We start from the raw sequence: 18,794 nt of genomic DNA on the forward strand, positions 1-18,794 counted from the left end.
GCCTTTCAGCGCCGATGGTACTGCAGGGGGGACCCTGTGGGAGAGTAGGACGCCGCCGAACAACCCGCCCTTTTAGCTCAGTCGGTAGAGCGTCTCCATGGTAAGGAGAAGGTCAACGGTTCGATTCCGTTAAAGGGCTCCAAAGAAAAAGGCCCCGCCATTGGCGGGGCCTTTTTTGCGTTGTCGTGGAGGGAATGGGGAAGACGGCCCCTTTCGGGGCCGTCCTGGGGGATCAGCGGTCGTCCGGCTCTCGGAGGCGCATCGCCAGGATGGCCATGTCATCGGAGGCGGGGGCCTGGGCGAAGCGTTCGACCGCGCGGAGTACGCGGGAGGCGACCGCGCCGGCCGTCAGGCCCGTACACGTCTTGAGGACTTCGGCGAGGCCGTCGTCGCCCAGCATGCGGGTGCCTTCGCGGCGTTCCGTCACTCCGTCCGTGACGCAGAGGAGGACGTCGCCCGGGTCGAGCGTGATCGTCTCCTCGTAGAGCTCGAGATCCTCCATGACGCCGAGGAGCGGCTGGGGCTCGGCTGCTGGCTGGACGGTGCCGTCCTGGCGGAGGCGCAGGGGCAAGGGGTGGCCGGCGCAGACGACCTTCAGGATCGCGGAGCCGTCCTCCTGCGGGCGCATCTCGCCGTAGAGGAGGGTCAGGAAGCGGCTGCGGGCGCCCTCGTCGAGGATCGCGGCGTTGAGCCGCTCCAGGACCGCCGGGCCGCCGAAGCCCTCGCGGGCGAGGAGGCGCAGGGCGTGGCGGGCCAGGCCTGTGACGGCCGCGGCTTCCGGGCCCGTGCCGCAGACGTCGCCGATGGCGAATCCGTACGCCCCGTCGCGGATCGGGAAGAGGTCGTAGAAGTCACCGCCGACCTCGTTGCCCTCGCCGGCCGCTCGGTAGATGACGTCGACCTCGACGCCGGGGATCTCCGGGAGGCCGGGCGGGAGGAGGCTGCGCTGGAGGGACTGGCTGATCGCCACGCGCTCCGAGTACAGGCGGGCGTTGTCCAGGGCCAGGGCGGCTCGGCGCGAGAGGTCCTCGGCGAGCTCCAGGATCTCCTGGCGGAAGTGGTCCTCGGAGGGGCGGCCCAGGGTCAGCATGCCGATGACCCTGTTGCGGGCGACGAGGGGGAGGACGACCGTCTCGCCGGCTACCGCGCTCGCGGTGGCCAGGGTCGTGTCGATGCCCGAGGAGAGCGGGCTCGTGGGGTGGTCGAGGGCGCGGACCGAGGCGGAGAGCGCCGCGCGGTGGGCCGCGTCGCCGGGGGCCGTCCAGACCCTGGCGCCGGGCGTCGGCACCGGGTCGGGAGGGGCGATCGACGAGAGGAGCTCCTTGAGGCCGTCGATGCGGTCCTCGTCCTCGTGGAGCACGTACGAGAGGTACGGGTCCGAGGCCTGGTCGGCGATCGTGTAGACCGCGCACCAGGTGGCGAGGGTCGGGACCGTCATCTGGGCCATCAGGGCCAGGGTCTGGTCGCGGTCCAAGGTGCCGGCGAGGAGGTCGGACGCTTCGACGAGGAAGCTGAGGGAGCCGCGGCGGAGGCGTTCGAGCTCGCCGAGGCGGGCCGACTCGACCGCGAGCGCGATGCGGTCGGCGGCGAACTGGAGGCGCAGGGCCTCCTCGTTGGAATAGCGGTTCGCGGACTCGGCGGCGACGCCGAGGGAGCCCGTGAGGCGGCCCTCGACCTTGAGCGGGACGGTGACCACGGAGCGCATGCCGGTGGCTTCGAGGAGGGGGACGGCGCCGGGGACGGCGGCCAGGTCCTCGTGGACCGCGGGCATGCGGGCGGAGCCGTAGCGGCTGGCGCCGGTCTCCACGGGGACGCGGGCGAAGCGCTGTCGGGCGGCCGGGAGGCCGGTGGTCGCCCGGACTTCGAGCTCGGTCTCGTCGTCCGTGGCGAGGAGGAGGAAGGCGGCGTCGCCGTCGAGCATGTCGCGGGCGCGCTCGACCGTGCGCTGGAGGAGGCCGTCGAGGTCGTCGGGGGCGGGGGAGCCGATGAAGACCTCGAAGGGGTCCGCCGTGCGGCTCTCGGAGCCCGGTTCGGCGGCGGGGCGCTGCGGGGTCTGGAGGACGGCCCGTTCGTGTTCCCGTACGAGGAGGCAGACGGTGGAGGGTTCGCCGTGGGTGTCGCGGACCCGGAGGTGCGAGGCGTAGACGGGGATGACGCGGCCGTCGGCGCAGCGGATGCCGTAGCTGCCCTCCCAGCGGGAGAGGCGCAGGGCCTCGGCGAGGCCGGTGCCGATGCCGGGGGTGTGCGGCCAGGCGGCGAGGTCGCCGAGGGGCTTGCCGGTGACCTGGTCGGCCTCGTAGCCGAAGAGCTCGGTGGCGTCCTCGTTCCACGAGGTGACGGCTCCGCCGCGGTCGATCTGGGCGACGGCGACGCGGACGCGGCTCTCGGCGGCCGGGAGGAGGGCGTCGGGGAGGACGGGGCCGGCGGAGCGGGTGCCCACGGGGCGCTGGGGGAGGTCGAGGTGGAACCAGACGTGCTTGCGGGTGGGGGAGTAGTCGACGCCCCACCGGTGGGCCAGGGCGGCGCAGAGCAGCAGGCCCCGGCCGTTCTCGCGGTCGGGGTTGCCGAGGGTGCGGCCGCTCTGGACGGGGATCTCGCGCTCGGGGTAGCGGTCGGCGACCTCGACGCGGATGCTGTCCTCGGAGCGGAGGCAGAGGACCTCGGCGGAGGTGCCGGCGTGGATGACGGCGTTGGTGACGAGCTCGCTGGTCAGGACGACGGCGTCGTCGACCAGCTCGGAGTGTCCCCAGCCCTGGAGGGTGTCCCTGACGAACGCGCGTGCGGCCGCGACGGACCGCCCGACGGGCTCGAAGCTGGCAGTCGCCCGCGCGGTGATCACAGCACTCCTCGTACGCGTCTCGACGCCCGGCTCTGCCATGCTCGGTCTGTCCCTCCCACTGCCCGGTGGTCGTGCGCGCACCACACCGACCCCGCCGGGCGGACCGGGGTGGTTGGACAGCCGGATGCCAGGTTACTTACCTTCGCTGTCCGCGCGGATGCCGGTCGTCGCAGTTTCCGTCCTCCGGAGGTGGGGACGCTGTGCGAAGCTGCCGAACTGTTATCGCCTGGTTCGGTCGCGGTGAAACACTGGGCAGGCTATCGGCGAGAGCCGGAAGCGTACGGTCGACCCCTTTCGGGAGGGACACGGTGGAGTCTGGCACGGCAGCGCGGCGTGGCGGCGGGAGCGGCACGCGCGCGAGGGGCGGGCGTCCTCGTGGGGGGACGGTCCAAGTGGACGAGGCGTCGCTGGAGCGGTTGCTGGCCGCGCTGGTGTCGATGCGGGACGGGAACTTCCGCAAGCGGCTCACGGTGTCCGGTGACGGGGTCATGGCGGAGATCTCCGCCGTGTTCAACGAGGTCGCGGACCGGCAGATGCACGTGACGGGGGAGCTGTCGCGGGTCCGGCGGGTCGTCGGGCGCGAGGGCAAGCTGTCCGAGCGCCTGGAGGCCGGGGCGACCGAGGGGGCGTGGGCCGCGGCGATCGAGGCCGCGAACGCGCTCGTCGACGATCTGGCCAGGCCCGTGTCCGAGGTGGGGCGGGTGCTGTCGGCGGTGGCCGAGGGTGACCTCGACCAGCGGATGGACCTGCGTTCGGAGGGTGCCGACGGGGGCGTACGGCCGCTGCGCGGGGAGTTCCTGAAGGTCGCGCGTACCGCCAACAACCTCGTCGACCAGCTGTCGGTCTTCGCGTCCGAGGTGACGAGGGTCGCCGTCGAGGTGGGTACGGACGGCAAGCTGGGCGGGCAGGCGCAGGTGCGTGGGGTGTCCGGTTCGTGGAAGGACCTCACGGACTCGGTCAACACCATGGCGAACCGGCTGACGGCCCAGGTGCGGGACATCGCGCTCGTGACGACGGCGGTGGCGGACGGTGATCTGTCGCAGAAGGTCACGGCGAACGTCGCCGGCGAGATGCTGGAGCTGAAGAACACCGTCAACCGGATGGTGGACCAGCTGTCGTCGTTCTCCTCCGAGGTCACGCGTGTGGCCCGGGAGGTGGGTACCGAGGGCGAGCTCGGCGGTCAGGCCGAGGTGGCCGGGGTCGCGGGCGTCTGGAAGGACCTCACCGATTCCGTCAACACGATGGCGGGGAATCTCACCAATCAGGTGAGAGGGATCGCCGAGGTGACAACGGCGGTCGCCAACGGCGACCTGTCGCAGAAGGTGCGGGTCTCCGCGCGCGGAGAGATCGCGCAGCTCGCGGACACGATCAACCAGATGACCGAGACGCTGCGGACGTTCGCCGACGAGGTGACCCGGGTCTCGGGCGAGGTCGGTGCGCAGGGTCTCCTCGGTGGTCAGGCGCAGGTGCCGGGCGCGGCGGGGACGTGGAAGGACCTGACCGACTCGGTCAACACCGTCTTCCGGAACATCACCACGCAGGTGCGGGACATCGCGCAGGTGACGACGGCGGTGGCCAACGGTGACCTGTCGCAGAAGGTCACGGTCGACGTGGCCGGCGAGATGCTGGAGCTGAAGAACACCGTCAACACGATGGTCGACCAGCTGTCGGCCTTCGGTTCCGAGGTGACCCGGGTGGCCCGGGAGGTCGGTGTCGAGGGTCTGCTCGGTGGCCAGGCGGAGGTGCCGGGTGCGGCGGGTACGTGGAAGGACCTCACCGACTCGGTGAACACGGCCTTCCGGAACCTGACGGGTCAGGTGCGGGACATCGCGCAGGTGACGACGGCGGTGGCCAACGGTGACCTGTCGCAGAAGGTCACGGTCGACGTGGCCGGCGAGATGCTGGAGCTGAAGAACACCGTCAACACGATGGTGTCGCAGCTCTCGTCCTTCGCGGACCAGGTGACGCGGATGGCGCGGGACGTGGGCACCGAGGGCCGGCTCGGTGGTCAGGCGCGGGTGGACGGCGTCTCCGGCCGCTGGCGTGAGCTCACCGACTCCGTGAACTTCATGGCCGGGAACCTGACGTCACAGGTGCGGCAGATCGCGCAGGTGACGACGGCGGTCGCCCGTGGTGACCTGTCGCAGAAGATCGACGTGGACGCTCGGGGCGAGATCCTGGAGCTGAAGAACACCATCAACACGATGGTCGACCAGCTCTCCGCCTTCGCGGACCAGGTGACCCGGGTCGCCCGCGAGGTGGGTACGGACGGACGGCTCGGTGGTCAGGCGCAGGTGCCGGGTGTGGCCGGTGTGTGGCGTGATCTGACGGACTCGGTGAACGGCATGGCCGGGAACCTCACGACCCAGGTCCGTAACATCGCGCAGGTCGCGACGGCGGTCGCCCGTGGTGACCTGTCGCAGAAGATCGACGTGGACGCCCGGGGCGAGATCCTGGAGCTGAAGAACACCCTCAACACGATGGTGGACCAGCTCTCGAACTTCGCCGAGCAGGTGACGCGGGTGGCCCGTGAGGTGGGCACCGAGGGCATCCTGGGTGGTCAGGCCGAGGTGCAGGGGGTTTCCGGCACCTGGAAGGACCTCACCCAGTCGGTGAACTTCATGGCGAACAACCTCACCATCCAGGTGCGGAACATCGCCGAGGTCACGACGGCGGTCGCGATGGGCGACCTCTCGAAGAAGATCACGGTCGACGCCCGGGGCGAGATCCTGGAGCTGGTCACGACCGTCAACACGATGGTCGACCAGCTGTCGAACTTCGCGGACGAGGTCACGCGCGTGGCCCGCGAGGTGGGTACGGAGGGCATCCTCGGCGGCCAGGCACGCGTACGCGGTGTCACGGGTACGTGGAAGGACCTCAGCGACAACGTCAACCTGATGGCCAACAACCTGACGAGTCAGGTTCGGAACATCTCCCGGGTCTCGGCGGCCGTCGCCAACGGCGACCTGACGAAGAAGGTGACGGTCGAGGCGCGCGGCGAGGTCGCCGAGCTGGCCGAGACCGTCAACACGATGGTGACGACCCTGTCGTCCTTCGCTGACGAGGTCACGCGTGTGGCCCGTGAGGTGGGCACGGAGGGCGAGCTGGGCGGTCAGGCGCGGGTGCCGGGTGTCTCCGGCACCTGGAAGGACCTGACCGAGTCGGTGAACTCGATGGCCGACAACCTCACCGGCCAGGTGCGGCAGATCGCCGCCGTCACCACCGCCATCGCCAAGGGCGACCTGACCAAGAAGATCGACATCGACGCTCGTGGTGAGATCCAGGAGCTGAAGAACACCATCAACACGATGGTCGACCAGCTGTCGAACTTCGCCGAGGAGGTCACGCGTGTGGCCCGCGAGGTGGGTACCGACGGGCAGCTGGGCGGCCAGGCCCGGGTGCGGGACGTGGAGGGCACCTGGAGTGACCTCACCGAGTCCGTGAACGAGATGGCCGGGAACCTGACGCGGCAGGTGCGGGCCATCGCGGCCGTTGCCACCGCGGTGACCCGCGGCGACCTCAACGTCAAGATCGACGGTGTGGACGCGGCCGGTGAGATCCAGGCGCTCCAGGACAACATCAACACGATGATCGCCAACCTGCGCGACACCACCCTCGCCAACGACGAGCAGGACTGGCTCAAGAGCAACCTGGCCCGTATCTCCGGCCTCATGCAGGGCCGCCGGGACCTCGACGACGTGGCCTCGCTCATCATGAGCGAGCTGACGCCGGTGGTCTCGGCGCAGCACGGTGCCTTCTTCGTCGCCATGCCGACCGGCCACGCCCACAGTGACGCCGAACTCGTCGGTGAGGGCGACGGCTCGTACGAGCTGCGGATGCGCGGGAGTTACGGATACTCCACGGGGTCCATGCCAACCTCGTTCCGCCCCGGCGAGACGCTCATCGGGACGGCCGCCGAGGAGAAGCGGACCATCCAGGTCAATGTGCCGCCGGGCTATCTGAAGATCTCCTCGGGGCTCGGGGAGGCCTCGCCGGCGCATGTGATCGTGCTTCCGGTGCTCTTCGAGGGCAAGGTCCTCGGGGTGATCGAGCTGGCCTCGTTCCAGCCGTTCGCGCAGATCCAGCGGGACTTCCTCAACCAGATCGCCGAGTTGATCGCGACGACCGTCAACACCATCAGCGTCAACACCAAGACCGAGGTGCTGCTCCAGCAGTCGCAGGAGCTCACGGAGCAGCTCAAGGAGCGGTCGGCCGAGCTGGAGCACCGGCAGAAGGAGCTTCAGGGCTCCAACCTGGAGCTGGAGGAGAAGGCGGAGCTGCTCGCCCGGCAGAACCGCGACATCGAGGTGAAGAACACCGAGATCGAGGAGGCCCGGCAGGTCCTGGAGGAGCGCGCCGAACAGCTCGCCGTCTCCATGCGGTACAAGTCGGAGTTCCTGGCGAACATGTCGCACGAGCTGCGCACGCCGCTCAACTCGCTGCTGATCCTCGCCAAGTTGCTCGCGGACAATGCCGAGACCAATCTGACGCCGAAGCAGGTCGAGTTCGCGGAGACGATCCATGGTGCCGGTTCCGACCTGCTCCAGCTGATCAACGACATCCTCGACCTGTCGAAGGTCGAGGCGGGCAAGATGGACGTCTCGCCGACCCGGATCGCGCTCGTCCAGCTCGTCGACTACGTGGAGGCCACCTTCCGGCCGCTGACGGCGGAGAAGGGGCTCGACTTCTCGGTGCGGGTCTCGCCCGAACTGCCGGCCACGCTCCACACGGACGAGCAGCGGCTGCTGCAGGTGCTGCGCAACCTCCTGTCCAACGCGGTGAAGTTCACCGACTCCGGCGCGGTGGAGCTGGTGATCCGGCCGGCCAACGCGGATGTGCCGCAGTCGATCCGCGAGCAGCTCCTGGAGGCGGGTTCGCTGCGTGACCCGGAGGCCGATCTGATCGCGTTCTCCGTCACGGACACCGGGATCGGGATCGCCGCGAGCAAGATGCGGGTCATCTTCGAGGCGTTCAAGCAGGCCGACGGCACGACCAGCCGGAAGTACGGCGGTACGGGGCTGGGTCTCTCGATCAGCCGGGAGATCGCGCGGCTGCTCGGCGGCGAGATCTTCGCCGCGAGCGAGTCGGGCCGGGGTTCGACGTTCACGCTCTATCTGCCGCTGAGCCCGACGGAGCTGCCGTCGCACGGGTACGGGCAGGGGGTGTCGGGCGCCGAGGAGCCGCAGCAGGGTGCCGACGAGGAGGCGGCCGGGGCCGTGCACGCGTTCCCGCACTTCCCGGCGGCGCCCGTGAGGACCGAGGCGCGGTCCGGGGCCGGGGCGCTGTTCCGGCACCGGCGGAAGGCCGCGGCGGAGGCGACCGGGGCGCGGACGGCCGTGCCGGGGCAGTCCGGTCAGCAGGGTGCCGTGGACCGGGCGGAGCCGGAGGCGGAGGTCGAGCCCCGGCGTACCTTCAACTTCTCGGGCGAACGGGTGCTCATCGTGGACGACGACATCCGTAACGTCTTCGCGCTCACGAGCGTCCTGGAGCAGCACGGGCTCGCGGTGCTGTACGCGGAGAACGGGCGCGAGGGCATCGAGGTCCTGGAGCAGCACGACGACGTGACGGTCGTGCTGATGGACATCATGATGCCGGAGATGGACGGGTACGCGACGACGACGGCGATCCGGCGGATGCCGCAGTTCGCGGGGCTGCCGATCATCGCCCTGACGGCGAAGGCCATGAAGGGCGACCGGGAGAAGGCGATCGAGTCGGGTGCCTCGGACTATGTGACGAAGCCGGTCGACCCCGACCATCTGCTGTCCGTCATGGAGCAGTGGATGCGGGGGGAGTGACTCCGGTCGGGGGGCCCGCGCGGCATGTCGCGCGGGCCCCCGGGCTTCGCTGACGGACTGTCGCCAGGGGGGTGTGAGCGGGCGGGATACGGGGAACCTTCTGGTCTCCCACCGCGTTTCTGCTACGTGCACAGTGACATCGCGGTGACAGGGTGTGGCGACGGGCGGGGTGCGGCTACGATGACCGGCACAAGGACGGACGGCGTTACGGAGTCGTCTTCTGGGGCGGCGCCCGGTGCTTCCCCCGGTCAGGGGGGCCGGGGAGAGCCGTTGCCGGGACGAGGAGGACGGGGCATGGTGCAGAAGGCCAAGATCCTCCTGGTCGATGACCGGCCGGAGAATCTGCTGGCGCTGGAGGCCATTCTCTCCGCGCTCGATCAGACGCTGGTGCGGGCATCGTCCGGGGAGGAAGCGCTCAAGGCGCTGCTGACGGACGACTTCGCGGTCATCCTGCTGGACGTCCAGATGCCGGGTATGGACGGTTTCGAGACGGCTGCGCACATCAAGCGGCGCGAGCGGACGCGGGACATCCCGATCATCTTCCTCACCGCCATCAACCACGGCCCCCACCACACCTTCCGGGGGTACGCGGCCGGGGCGGTCGACTACATCTCGAAGCCGTTCGACCCGTGGGTGCTGCGTGCCAAGGTCTCCGTCTTCGTCGAGCTCTACATGAAGAACTGCAAGCTGCGTGAGCAGGCCGCCCTGCTGCGGCTGCAGTTGGAGGGCGGCGGCGAGGGCGGCCACGGCAAGGAGTCCGCCGGGCTGCTCGCCGAGCTCTCCGCCCGCCTTGCTGCCGTGGAGGAGCAGGCGGAAGCGCTGTCGAAGCAGCTCGATGACGACTCCGCCGACGCGGCCGCGGTCGCCACCGCCGCCCACCTGGAGCGCAAGCTCACCGGGCTGCGGCGCGCCCTGGACGCCTTGGAGCCGGGTACGGGCGCCGCACCGACGCTGCCCGCCCAGACCTGACGTACCGTCACGAGGAGTTGCGCCTCGTGACCCCGCGTCAGCTCCGGCCCCCGGCAGGGATGACACGATCGGGTGATACGGACACCCGTCCGCTCAACGGCGGGTGAGAGCGGACAGCCCGTCCCCTCACCGGTAACCTCGACATCATGGCTTCACGTACGTCCGGCAAGGGTTCTCAGGGCACGGCGGGCGCCGCAAAGCCGCGCGCCGGCCGGACGACGGCCGCCGCGAAGAAGGCGGCGCCCGCGAAGGCGCCGGCCAAGCCACCCGCCAAACCCGCGAAGAAGGCGGCGGCCAAGAGGGCCGCGCCCGCCAAGCGCGCGCCCGCGCGGAAGACCGCCGCGAAGAAGGCCCCGCCCCGCCCGGCGCCGTCGCCCACCGGAGGCGTGTACCGGCTCGTCCGCGGCATCTGGCTGGGCCTCGCCCACGCGGTCGGGGCGGTGTTCCGGGGGATAGGGCGCGGTGCCAAGGGCCTCGACCCCGCCCACCGCAAGGACGGGCTTGCGCTGCTGCTGCTCGGCCTCGCGCTGATCGTCGCCGCCGGCACCTGGTCCAACCTGCGCGGACCGGTCGGCGACCTCGTCGAGATGCTCGTCACCGGGGCCTTCGGCCGGCTCGACCTGCTGGTGCCGCTGCTCCTCGGCGCGATCGGTGTCCGGGTGATCCTCTACCCCGAGAAGCCCGAGGCCAACGGCCGGATCGTGATCGGGCTCTCCGCCCTCGTCATCGGCGTCCTCGGCCAGGTCCACATCGCCTGCGGCTCACCTGGCCGGGGTGACGGCACCGAGGCCATGCAGGACGCGGGCGGCCTCATCGGCTGGGCCGCGTCCCAGCCGCTCGTCTTCATGATGGGCGAGGTCCTCGCCGTACCCATGCTGGTGCTGCTCACCATCTTCGGCCTGCTCGTCGTCACCGCCACCCCGGTCAACGCCATCCCGCAGCGTCTGCGCGCCCTCGGTGCCCGGCTCGGCATCGTCGAGCCCGCCGACGACCCGGCGGAGGCCGAGGGGTACGAGCGGTACGAGGGATCCGACGCGTACGACGAGGAGTGGCGCGAGGCCCCGCCGCGGACCGCCCGACCCGTCCGGCGCCGGGCGAACGGCCCGGCGGAGCCGTACGACGTGGACCGGGCCGAGGCCGAGCTCCTGGAGCGGCGGGCCGGCCGGGCCCCGCGCAGCGCCGCGTCCGAGCCCTTCGACCACGGCATGGACCCGGTGGACATCGCCGCGGCCGCGGCGGCCGCCCTCGACGGGGCCGTGCTCAACGGCATGCCGCCCTCCCCGATCGTCGCCGATCTGACCAAGGACGTCACCGCCGAGCGGAAGGCCGCCCTGGCCGCCGACGCGGAGACCGCCGGGGCCGTCGCCCCGGCGGCGCCCGTGCCGGGGGCGCGCGGGGGCGACAAGCGGTCCGGCGGGGGCGTGCCCGACCTGACGAAGCCCGCGCCCGAGCCGACCGATCTGCCGCCGCGGGCCGAGCAGCTCCAGCTCGCCGGCGACATCACGTACGCACTGCCGTCGATGGACCTGCTGGAGCGCGGCGGGCCCGGCAAGACCCGGAGCGCGGCCAACGACCTCGTCGTGGAATCGCTCTCCAACGTCTTCACCGAGTTCAAGGTCGACGCGGCCGTCACCGGCTTCACCCGCGGCCCGACGGTCACGCGGTACGAGGTCGAGCTCGGCCCCGCCGTGAAGGTCGAGAAGATCACCGCCCTGACCAAGAACATCGCGTACGCCGTGGCCTCGCCCGACGTCCGGATCATCTCGCCGATCCCCGGCAAGTCCGCCGTCGGCATCGAGATCCCGAACAGCGACCGAGAGATGGTCAACCTCGGGGACGTCCTACGGCTCGCGGACGCGGCGGGCGACGACCACCCGATGCTGGTAGCGCTCGGCAAGGACGTCGAGGGCGGCTACGTGATGGCCAACCTGGCGAAGATGCCGCACATCCTGGTCGCCGGCGCCACGGGCTCAGGCAAGTCCTCCTGCATCAACTGCCTCATCACCTCGGTGATGATAAGAGCGACGCCCGAGGACGTCCGGATGGTGCTCGTCGACCCCAAGCGTGTCGAACTCACCGCCTACGAGGGCATCCCGCACCTGATCACCCCGATCATCACCAACCCCAAGCGGGCCGCCGAGGCCCTGCAGTGGGTGGTGAAGGAGATGGACCTCCGCTACGACGACCTGGCCGCCTTCGGCTTCCGGCACATCGACGACTTCAACCAGGCCATCCGGGACGGGAAGATCAAGCTGCCCGAGGGCAGCCAGCGCGAGCTCAACCCCTACCCGTACCTCCTGGTGATCGTCGACGAGCTCGCCGACCTGATGATGGTCGCGCCGAGGGACGTCGAGGACTCGATCGTCCGCATCACCCAGTTGGCCCGCGCCGCCGGCATCCATCTCGTCCTCGCCACCCAGCGGCCGTCCGTGGACGTCGTCACCGGCCTCATCAAGGCGAACGTGCCTTCGAGGCTCGCCTTCGCCACCTCGTCGCTCGCCGACAGCCGGGTCATCCTGGACCAGCCCGGCGCCGAGAAGCTCATCGGAAAGGGTGACGGACTGTTCCTGCCGATGGGCGCCAACAAGCCCGTCCGGATGCAGGGTGCCTTCGTCACCGAGCACGAGGTCGCGGCCGTCGTGCAGCACTGCAAGGACCAGATGACGCCCGTCTTCCGGGAGGACGTCACCGTCGGCACCAAGCAGAAGAAGGAGATCGACGAGGACATCGGCGACGACCTCGACCTGCTGTGCCAGGCCGCCGAACTCGTCGTCTCGACGCAGTTCGGTTCCACGTCGATGCTCCAGCGCAAGCTGCGCGTCGGCTTCGCGAAGGCCGGCCGGCTGATGGACCTGATGGAGTCGCGGAACATCGTCGGACCGAGCGAGGGTTCGAAGGCGCGTGACGTGCTGGTGAAGCCCGACGAGTTGGACGGGGTGCTCGCCGTGATCCGGGGCGAGTCGGGTGCGTAGCGGAGGGATGACCGGGTAGGCGGTCGGCATCGGAGAGTTCGGTCGCCGGCCGCGTACCCCGACGGCACCCGTGTCCTCGATCGGCACCTTCGTGCCCTGGCGTACCCGATCGAGACCGGGCCGAGACTCACTCGTAAGGGAACGGGGGCAACCGTTTCCCCTGGCCGTACGTCAAGTTGGACGGTGGGACAGATGGATGTCCCAGCCTCATGGCGTACAAACAGCACCCGCCCGGTTGCCCCACCCTTTCGTACCACCCATAGACTGAACGTCCAGCAGGTGGCTACACGCTCGAAAGGCGCTCTCGTGTCCATCGGCAACTCCCCCGAAGACGACCGGACGTTCCCGGCAGACGACCGGGACTCGATCGGTCGCGCTCTCCAGCAGGCCCGAATCGCCGCCGGTCTCACCGTCGAAGAGGTCAGTGCCTCCACCCGTGTCCGGGTCCCGATCGTGCACGCGATCGAGGAGGACGACTTCTCGCGCTGCGGCGGCGACGTCTACGCCCGCGGGCACATCCGTACCCTCGCGCGCGCCGTCGGTCTCGATCCGGCCGATCTGATCGAGCAGTACGACGCCGCCCACGGCGGTCGCCCCGCTCCCACCCCCGCCGCCCCGCTCTTCGAGGCGGAACGTATCCGCCCCGAGCCGCGGCGGCCCAACTGGACCGCCGCGATGGTCGCGGCGATCGTCGCCGTCGTCGGCTTCGTCGGTTTCACGATGTTCGACGGGAACGAGGCGCCCAAGGGCACCGCGACCGCCGACGGCGGTCCGGCCCCGGCGCCGGAGAAGGCGAGCTCCGCCGCCAAGCCGAAGCCGGTCAAGCCGGTGGCCCCCAAGCCCAGCGAGAGCGCGATCGCCGCGGTCCCGCAGGACAAGGTCACGGTCAAGCTCACGGCCGTCGACGGCAAGAGCTGGATCTCGGCCAAGGCCGAGGACGGCAAGCTGCTCTTCGACGGCCTCCTTTTGGAGGGCGAGTCCAAGACCTTCCAGGACGACGAGCGCGTCGACCTGGTCCTCGGCAACGCCGGTGCCATCGAGCTCTACGTGAACGGCAAGAAGGTCGAAGAGAAGTTCGAATCCGGTCAGGTCGAGCGGCTCACCTACACCAAGGGCGACCCCGAGGCCGGATGATCCCTCCGGATCCGTCCGAACCCGGCGGATCCGGTGCCGTGACCACGGCGATGTGACCTCTGTCGCGCAGGTGAACCCTGCGCGACGGGGGAACGGCCGGGACGAAGTAGTCTTGAGCTCATGCCCGAACGCCGTACCGTCGCCCTTGTCACTCTTGGCTGCGCCCGTAACGAGGTGGACTCGGAGGAGCTCGCAGGCCGCTTGGCAGCGGACGGCTGGGAGCTCGTCGAGAACGCCGAGGAAGCGGACGTAGCCGTCGTCAACACCTGCGGATTCGTCGAAGCCGCCAAGAAGGACTCCGTCGACGCCCTCCTCGAAGCCAATGATCTGAAGGATCACGGCAAGACCCAGGCCGTCGTGGCCGTCGGCTGCATGGCCGAGCGGTACGGCAAGGAGCTCGCCGAAGCCCTCCCGGAGGCCGACGGCGTCCTCGGCTTCGACGACTACGCCGACATCTCCAACCGCCTCCAGACCATCCTCAACGGTGGCAGTGTCGAGGCCCACACCCCGCGTGACCGGCGCAAGCTGCTCCCGCTGTCGCCCGTGGAGCGGCAGGAGGCCGCCGCGGCCGTGGCCCTGCCGGGACACGGCGACGCCGCCGAGGCCCCCGTCGACGCGCCTGCCGACCTCCCCGAGGGGCTCGCGCCCGCCTCCGGGCCCCGCGCGCCGCTCCGCCGCCGGCTCGACACCAGCCCCGTCGCCTCGGTGAAGCTCGCCTCCGGCTGCGACCGCCGCTGCTCCTTCTGCGCCATCCCCTCCTTCCGCGGCTCCTTCGTCTCGCGCCGTCCCTCGGACGTGCTGAACGAGACGCGCTGGCTCGCCGAGCAGGGCGTCAAGGAGGTCATGCTGGTCTCCGAGAACAACACCTCGTACGGCAAGGACCTCGGCGACATCCGGCTCCTGGAGAGCCTGCTGCCCGATCTGGCCGCCGTCGACGGCATCGAGCGCGTCCGCGTCAGTTACCTCCAGCCCGCCGAGATGCGCCCCGGCCTCATCGACGTCCTGACGTCGACCGACAAGGTCGTGCCGTACTTCGACCTGTCCTTCCAGCACAGCGCCCCGGACGTCCTGCGGGCCATGCGCCGCTTCGGCGACACCGACCGCTTCCTGGAGCTCCTGGAGACCATCCGGTCCAAGGCCCCGACGGCCGGTGCCCGCTCCAACTTCATCGTCGGCTTCCCCGGCGAGACCGAGGCGGACTTCGCCGAGCTGGAACGCTTCATCACCCACGCCCGGCTCGACGCCATCGGCGTCTTCGGCTACTCCGACGAGGACGGCACCGAGGCCGCCACGTACGAGCACAAGCTCGACCAGGACGTCGTCGACGAGCGTCTCGCCCACCTTTCCCGGCTCGCCGAGGAGCTCACCGCGCAGCGCGCGGAGGAGCGGATCGGAGAGACCCTGGAAGTACTCGTCGAGTCCCTGGACGAGGAGGACGGCTGGATCGGCCGCGCCGCCCACCAGGCACCCGAGACCGACGGCCAGGTGGTCCTCACCACGGCCGACGGTACGAGCCCCGACCTGGCCCCGGGCCGTATGGTCAGGGCGAAGGTCGTCGGCACGGAAGGCGTCGACCTGGTGGCCGAGTGTCTTATCGAGGAGGCAGGCAGATGACCGGAGTCCCGGCATCCGCGACGGGCGGGACCGGTAGGCCGGCGCCCCGCGGCAAGCTGGGCGCGGCGGCCGTCAACCAGGCCAGCCTGTGGAACATCGCCAACATCCTCACCATGATCCGGCTCGTGCTCGTGCCGGGCTTCGTGATCCTGCTGTTCCAGGACGGCGGGCACGACCCGGCCTGGCGGGCCTGGGCGTGGGCGGCCTTCGCGGTGGCCATGATCACGGACGTGTTCGACGGGCACCTGGCCCGCACGTACAACCTGGTCACCGACTTCGGGAAGATCGCCGACCCGATCGCCGACAAGGCGATCATGGCCGCCGGACTCATCAGCCTCTCCCTGCTCGGCGACCTGCCCTGGTGGGTCACCGGGGTCATCCTCGCCCGCGAGCTCGGGATCACCCTGATGCGCTTCTGGGTGATCCGGCACGGGGTCATCCCGGCGAGCCGCGGCGGCAAGATCAAGACGCTCGCGCAGGGCACGGCGGTCGGCATGTACGTGCTCATGCTCACCGGCGCGCTGGCCACCTTGCGCTGGTGGGTGATGGCGCTGGCCGTCGTGCTGACGGTCGTCACCGGTCTGGACTACGTGCGGCAGGCCATCGTCCTGCGCCGCGAGGGCCTCGCTCAGGAGCGGGCGGCCGCGCGGTCGGAGGCGGCGACGCGATGACCGAGGCCGCCCGGGTGCTGGCGCTGCTCGCGGAGCGTGGTCACACGCTGGCCGCCGCGGAGTCGCTCACGGGTGGTCTGGTGGCCGCCGAGCTCACCGGCGTACCGGGAGCCTCGAAGTCCTTCCGGGGGTCGGTCACGGCCTACGCCACGGCCCTCAAGCACGAGCTGCTGGACGTCGACAAGGCCCTCCTCGCGGAGCGCGGCGCTGTCGATCCGGAGGTCGCGCTGCAGATGGCGGCCGGTGTGCGGGCCCGGCTCGGCGCCGACTGGGGGATCTCCACGACCGGGGTCGCGGGGCCCGAACCGCAGGACGGTCAGGCCGTCGGAACCGTCTACGTGGCGGTCGCGGGGCCGGCCGGAGTGTGCGCCGGAGCCGGGAAAGTGGTCTCGTTGAGATTGAACGGCGACCGCGCGGACATCCGTAGAGAGAGTGTACGGAGCGTGTTGGCACTGCTCCATGAGGAACTCTCGGGAAATGCGCGGGCACAGGATACGGAACACAACGGGGGGAATTGATGTTTGCAGCCCTGAGTGAACACGACATCGCTCCCCGCACGGCCGCAGCGCAAGGCGGTACGGTGGGGCGTGAAGGATGCGGCTACGCGGTCCGAGGAGGGAGCCACCGATGATTCTGCTCCGTCGCCTGTTGGGTGACGTGCTGCGTCGGCAGCGCCAGCGCCAAGGCCGTACTCTGCGCGAAGTCTCCTCGTCCGCCCGAGTCTCGCTCGGCTATCTTTCCGAGGTGGAGCGGGGGCAGAAGGAGGCGTCCTCCGAACTGCTCTCCGCGATCTGCGACGCGCTGGACGTACGGATGTCCGAGCTCATGCGTGAAGTGAGCGACGAGCTGTCACTGGCCGAACTGGCCGAGTCGGCAGCGGCGAGCGAACCGGTACCGACGCCGGTGCGCCCGATGCTCAACTCGGTGTCGGTGACGTCGGTGGGCGGTGTGCCCACAGGGCGGGTGACCATCAAGGCGCCCGCGGAAGCGGTCGACGTCGTCGCTGCCTGAACCGAAGTGGGGCGAAGCCCCGGTCGATGCCCCTGCGGGGGCGCCGACCGGGGCTTTTCTCGTTCCCGCTCGACATGCCGGGTTCCGGCGGGGCTGCCATCGTGGGGGGACGTACGACTGGTTGGAGATCCCGCATGTCTGTCGTGAAGAGCCCGTTGTCCGAGACCGACCTCAAGACGGTCGGCAAGGCGCTCCAGGGGGCGCTGGTCGATCTGGTCGACCTCGCCCTCGTCGCCAAGCAGGTGCACTGGAACGTCGTCGGGCCGCGGTTCCGCTCCGTCCACCTGCAGCTCGACGAGGTCGTCGACGTCGCGCGGCTGCACTCCGACACGGTGGCGGAACGCGCCTCCGCGCTCGGCGTCAACCCGGACGGACGGTCGGCCACCGTGGCCTCCTCCAGCGCGATCGGGCCGGTCCCGGAGGGGTGGATCAAGGACGGGGACGCGGTCCGGATCCTGGTCGCCGCGCTGGGGGCCGTCATCACCCGGATGCGGGAGCGGATCGACGCGACCGGTGACCCCGACCCGATCAGCCAGGACATCCTGATCGGGCTGACGGGCGATCTGGAGAAGCACCACTGGATGTTCCAAGCGGAGAGCGCGTAGGGCGGGATGGCCGTACGTGTGGCGTGTGCGGTGACTGCTGAGTGGGCGGTGACCGCTGAGCGTGCGGTGACTGCTGTGTGGGCGGTGGGCTCGGCGGTGTGCGCCGGGTCTGCCTCCCGTGCGCCCTCCCGCTGGGTGATCCTGTCGGTCTAGCGTCGACCGCGGGAGGCGGCCATGGTACGGCGACGTGTTCCGCCGGCGACGCTCGCGCTGGTCGCGGTCGGGCTGGTGGCCGGGGGGCTCTGGTGGTGGTCGGTGCTGCGCCTGCTCCTCGTGCCGGGAGAGGCCGGGATCGTCGAGGGGGCGGTGGCCGCGGGCGGCTGGGGACTGAGCCTGCTGCCCGTGCACGTGGCTGCCTCTGCGCGACGGCCGGGTGGCGGTAGGCCGGGTTCTCCCGTCACCAGGGCATCGCGACGCCGCCGTTGGGGCGCAGGATCTGGCCCGTCGTGAACGAGGAGGCGTCGGAGGCGAGATGGAGGACCGCGTGTGCGATGTCCTCCGGCTCGCCGACCCGGCCGAGCGGTGAGTGACGGACCATCGCGGCCTCCGCCTGCTGCTGGGCGGCCGGTTCGTGGCGGTCCGTCATGGGGGTACGGATCCAGCCCGGTGCGACCGCGTTGACCCGGATCCCGTGCGGGCCGGCCTCCACCGCCAGGGTCTTCGTGAGCTGGACGACGGCGGCCTTGGTGACGCTGTAGCAGAGCAGTCCCGGGCTCGCGGTGTCCATCGCGCCCGAGGCCATCGTGACGATCGAGCCGGCGGTGCCGGAGGCGATCATCGAGCGGGCCGCTTCCTGGCAGGCGTACAGGACTCCCTTGAAGTTCACCGCGAGGACGCGGTCGAGGTCCTCGTCGCGGGTCTCCAGGACGGTGCTCGTGTGCATGATCCCGGCGACGGCCGCCATGACGTGGAGCGGGCCGGCGGAGCGGACGGCGGCGGCCAGCGCGGCCCGGTCGGTGACGTCCAGGGGATGGCTGTGCGCGGCGCCTCCCTCACTGGTGACGAGCGCCGAAGTCTCCTTGAGGCCGTGCTCGTCGCGGTCGGCGCAGTGCACGACGGCGCCCGCCCGGGCGAGGAGCAGCGCGGTGGCGCGGCCGATGCCGCTCGCGGCGCCGGTGACGAACGTGGTCCGGCCGGTGAGGTCGTACGCCTTGAGGGTCATGTCCGGACCGTACGACTGAATC

12 protein-coding genes and 1 tRNA gene are annotated in these 18,794 nt (G+C 70.6%); 11 read left to right on the plus strand and 2 right to left on the minus strand.

Annotation, left to right across the window (positions count from 1 at the left end; all coding sequences use genetic code 11):
• Nucleotides 1-66 precede the first annotated feature (66 nt).
• Nucleotides 67-142: transfer RNA gene (locus IE124_RS28770), tRNA-Thr, on the plus strand.
• A 90-nt stretch (nucleotides 143-232) separates the two neighbouring features.
• Here the strand turns inward: IE124_RS28770 and IE124_RS28775 are convergent.
• Entirely contained in the window at nucleotides 233-2,878 is a 2,646-nt protein-coding gene (locus IE124_RS28775; protein WP_189511914.1) for a SpoIIE family protein phosphatase, read from the minus strand.
• A 269-nt stretch (nucleotides 2,879-3,147) separates the two neighbouring features.
• Here IE124_RS28775 and IE124_RS28780 point away from each other — a divergent pair, with 269 nt between their 5' ends.
• The 10 genes from IE124_RS28780 (at nucleotide 3,148) to IE124_RS35105 (ending at nucleotide 18,060) form a co-directional block, all read left to right on the plus strand.
• Nucleotides 3,148-8,634 (plus strand): HAMP domain-containing protein, encoded by a 5,487-nt coding sequence (locus IE124_RS28780; RefSeq protein ID WP_189511916.1) that lies wholly within the window; start codon nucleotides 3,148-3,150, stop codon nucleotides 8,632-8,634.
• 294 nt (nucleotides 8,635-8,928) lie between these two features.
• Nucleotides 8,929-9,603, plus strand: coding sequence for a response regulator (locus IE124_RS28785; RefSeq protein ID WP_024758916.1), 675 nt, complete (start codon nucleotides 8,929-8,931; stop codon nucleotides 9,601-9,603).
• 146 nt (nucleotides 9,604-9,749) lie between these two features.
• Nucleotides 9,750-12,575, plus strand: coding sequence for a DNA translocase FtsK (locus tag IE124_RS28790; protein WP_189511919.1), 2,826 nt, complete (start codon nucleotides 9,750-9,752; stop codon nucleotides 12,573-12,575).
• A 306-nt stretch (nucleotides 12,576-12,881) separates the two neighbouring features.
• Nucleotides 12,882-13,709, plus strand: coding sequence for a helix-turn-helix domain-containing protein (locus IE124_RS28795; protein ID WP_189511921.1), 828 nt, complete (start codon nucleotides 12,882-12,884; stop codon nucleotides 13,707-13,709).
• A 120-nt stretch (nucleotides 13,710-13,829) separates the two neighbouring features.
• Nucleotides 13,830-15,323 carry a 30S ribosomal protein S12 methylthiotransferase RimO gene (gene rimO, locus IE124_RS28800; protein ID WP_189511923.1) on the plus strand — a complete coding sequence of 498 codons (1,494 nt, stop codon included), beginning with the start codon at nucleotides 13,830-13,832 and terminating at the stop codon, nucleotides 15,321-15,323.
• Entirely contained in the window at nucleotides 15,320-15,994 is a 675-nt protein-coding gene (pgsA, locus tag IE124_RS28805; RefSeq protein ID WP_189511925.1) for a CDP-diacylglycerol--glycerol-3-phosphate 3-phosphatidyltransferase, read from the plus strand. The genes rimO and pgsA overlap by 4 nt, the downstream gene beginning before the upstream one ends.
• The gene (locus IE124_RS28810) at nucleotides 15,991-16,512 is read left to right on the plus strand and encodes a CinA family protein (RefSeq protein ID WP_189511927.1); all 522 of its coding nucleotides are present in this window, start codon (nucleotides 15,991-15,993) and stop codon (nucleotides 16,510-16,512) included. Before pgsA ends, IE124_RS28810 begins: the two co-directional genes overlap by 4 nt.
• A 109-nt stretch (nucleotides 16,513-16,621) precedes the next feature.
• Entirely contained in the window at nucleotides 16,622-17,005 is a 384-nt protein-coding gene (locus IE124_RS28815; protein WP_015036585.1) for a helix-turn-helix domain-containing protein, read from the plus strand.
• 134 nt (nucleotides 17,006-17,139) lie between these two features.
• The gene (locus IE124_RS28820; protein WP_189511929.1) at nucleotides 17,140-17,610 is read left to right on the plus strand and encodes a Dps family protein; all 471 of its coding nucleotides are present in this window, start codon (nucleotides 17,140-17,142) and stop codon (nucleotides 17,608-17,610) included.
• 174 nt (nucleotides 17,611-17,784) lie between these two features.
• Complete coding sequence (locus IE124_RS35105; protein WP_229832953.1) at nucleotides 17,785-18,060, plus strand: hypothetical protein; 276 nt, start codon at nucleotides 17,785-17,787, stop codon at nucleotides 18,058-18,060.
• Here IE124_RS35105 and IE124_RS28825 read toward each other — a convergent pair.
• Nucleotides 18,008-18,772, minus strand: coding sequence for an SDR family NAD(P)-dependent oxidoreductase (locus IE124_RS28825; RefSeq protein WP_189511931.1), 765 nt, complete (start codon nucleotides 18,770-18,772; stop codon nucleotides 18,008-18,010). The genes IE124_RS35105 and IE124_RS28825 overlap by 53 nt on opposite strands.
• Nucleotides 18,773-18,794 lie beyond the last annotated feature (22 nt).

Origin of the sequence: Streptomyces narbonensis, assembly GCF_014649015.1 — a bacterium.
Classification (GTDB): Bacteria; Actinomycetota; Actinomycetes; order Streptomycetales; family Streptomycetaceae; genus Streptomyces; species Streptomyces narbonensis.

Coding starts and splice junctions, on each gene's coding strand:
- IE124_RS28775 (WP_189511914.1), bottom strand. CDS start 2,878: ATGGCAGAGCCGGGCGTCGAGACGCGTACGAGGAGTGCTGTGATCACC.
- pgsA (WP_189511925.1), top strand. CDS start 15,320: ATGACCGGAGTCCCGGCATCCGCGACGGGCGGGACCGGTAGGCCGGCG.
- IE124_RS28820 (WP_189511929.1), top strand. CDS start 17,140: ATGTCTGTCGTGAAGAGCCCGTTGTCCGAGACCGACCTCAAGACGGTC.
- IE124_RS35105 (WP_229832953.1), top strand. CDS start 17,785: ATGGTACGGCGACGTGTTCCGCCGGCGACGCTCGCGCTGGTCGCGGTC.
- IE124_RS28810 (WP_189511927.1), top strand. CDS start 15,991: ATGACCGAGGCCGCCCGGGTGCTGGCGCTGCTCGCGGAGCGTGGTCAC.
- IE124_RS28790 (WP_189511919.1), top strand. CDS start 9,750: ATGGCTTCACGTACGTCCGGCAAGGGTTCTCAGGGCACGGCGGGCGCC.
- IE124_RS28815 (WP_015036585.1), top strand. CDS start 16,622: ATGATTCTGCTCCGTCGCCTGTTGGGTGACGTGCTGCGTCGGCAGCGC.
- rimO (WP_189511923.1), top strand. CDS start 13,830: ATGCCCGAACGCCGTACCGTCGCCCTTGTCACTCTTGGCTGCGCCCGT.
- IE124_RS28785 (WP_024758916.1), top strand. CDS start 8,929: ATGGTGCAGAAGGCCAAGATCCTCCTGGTCGATGACCGGCCGGAGAAT.
- IE124_RS28825 (WP_189511931.1), bottom strand. CDS start 18,772: ATGACCCTCAAGGCGTACGACCTCACCGGCCGGACCACGTTCGTCACC.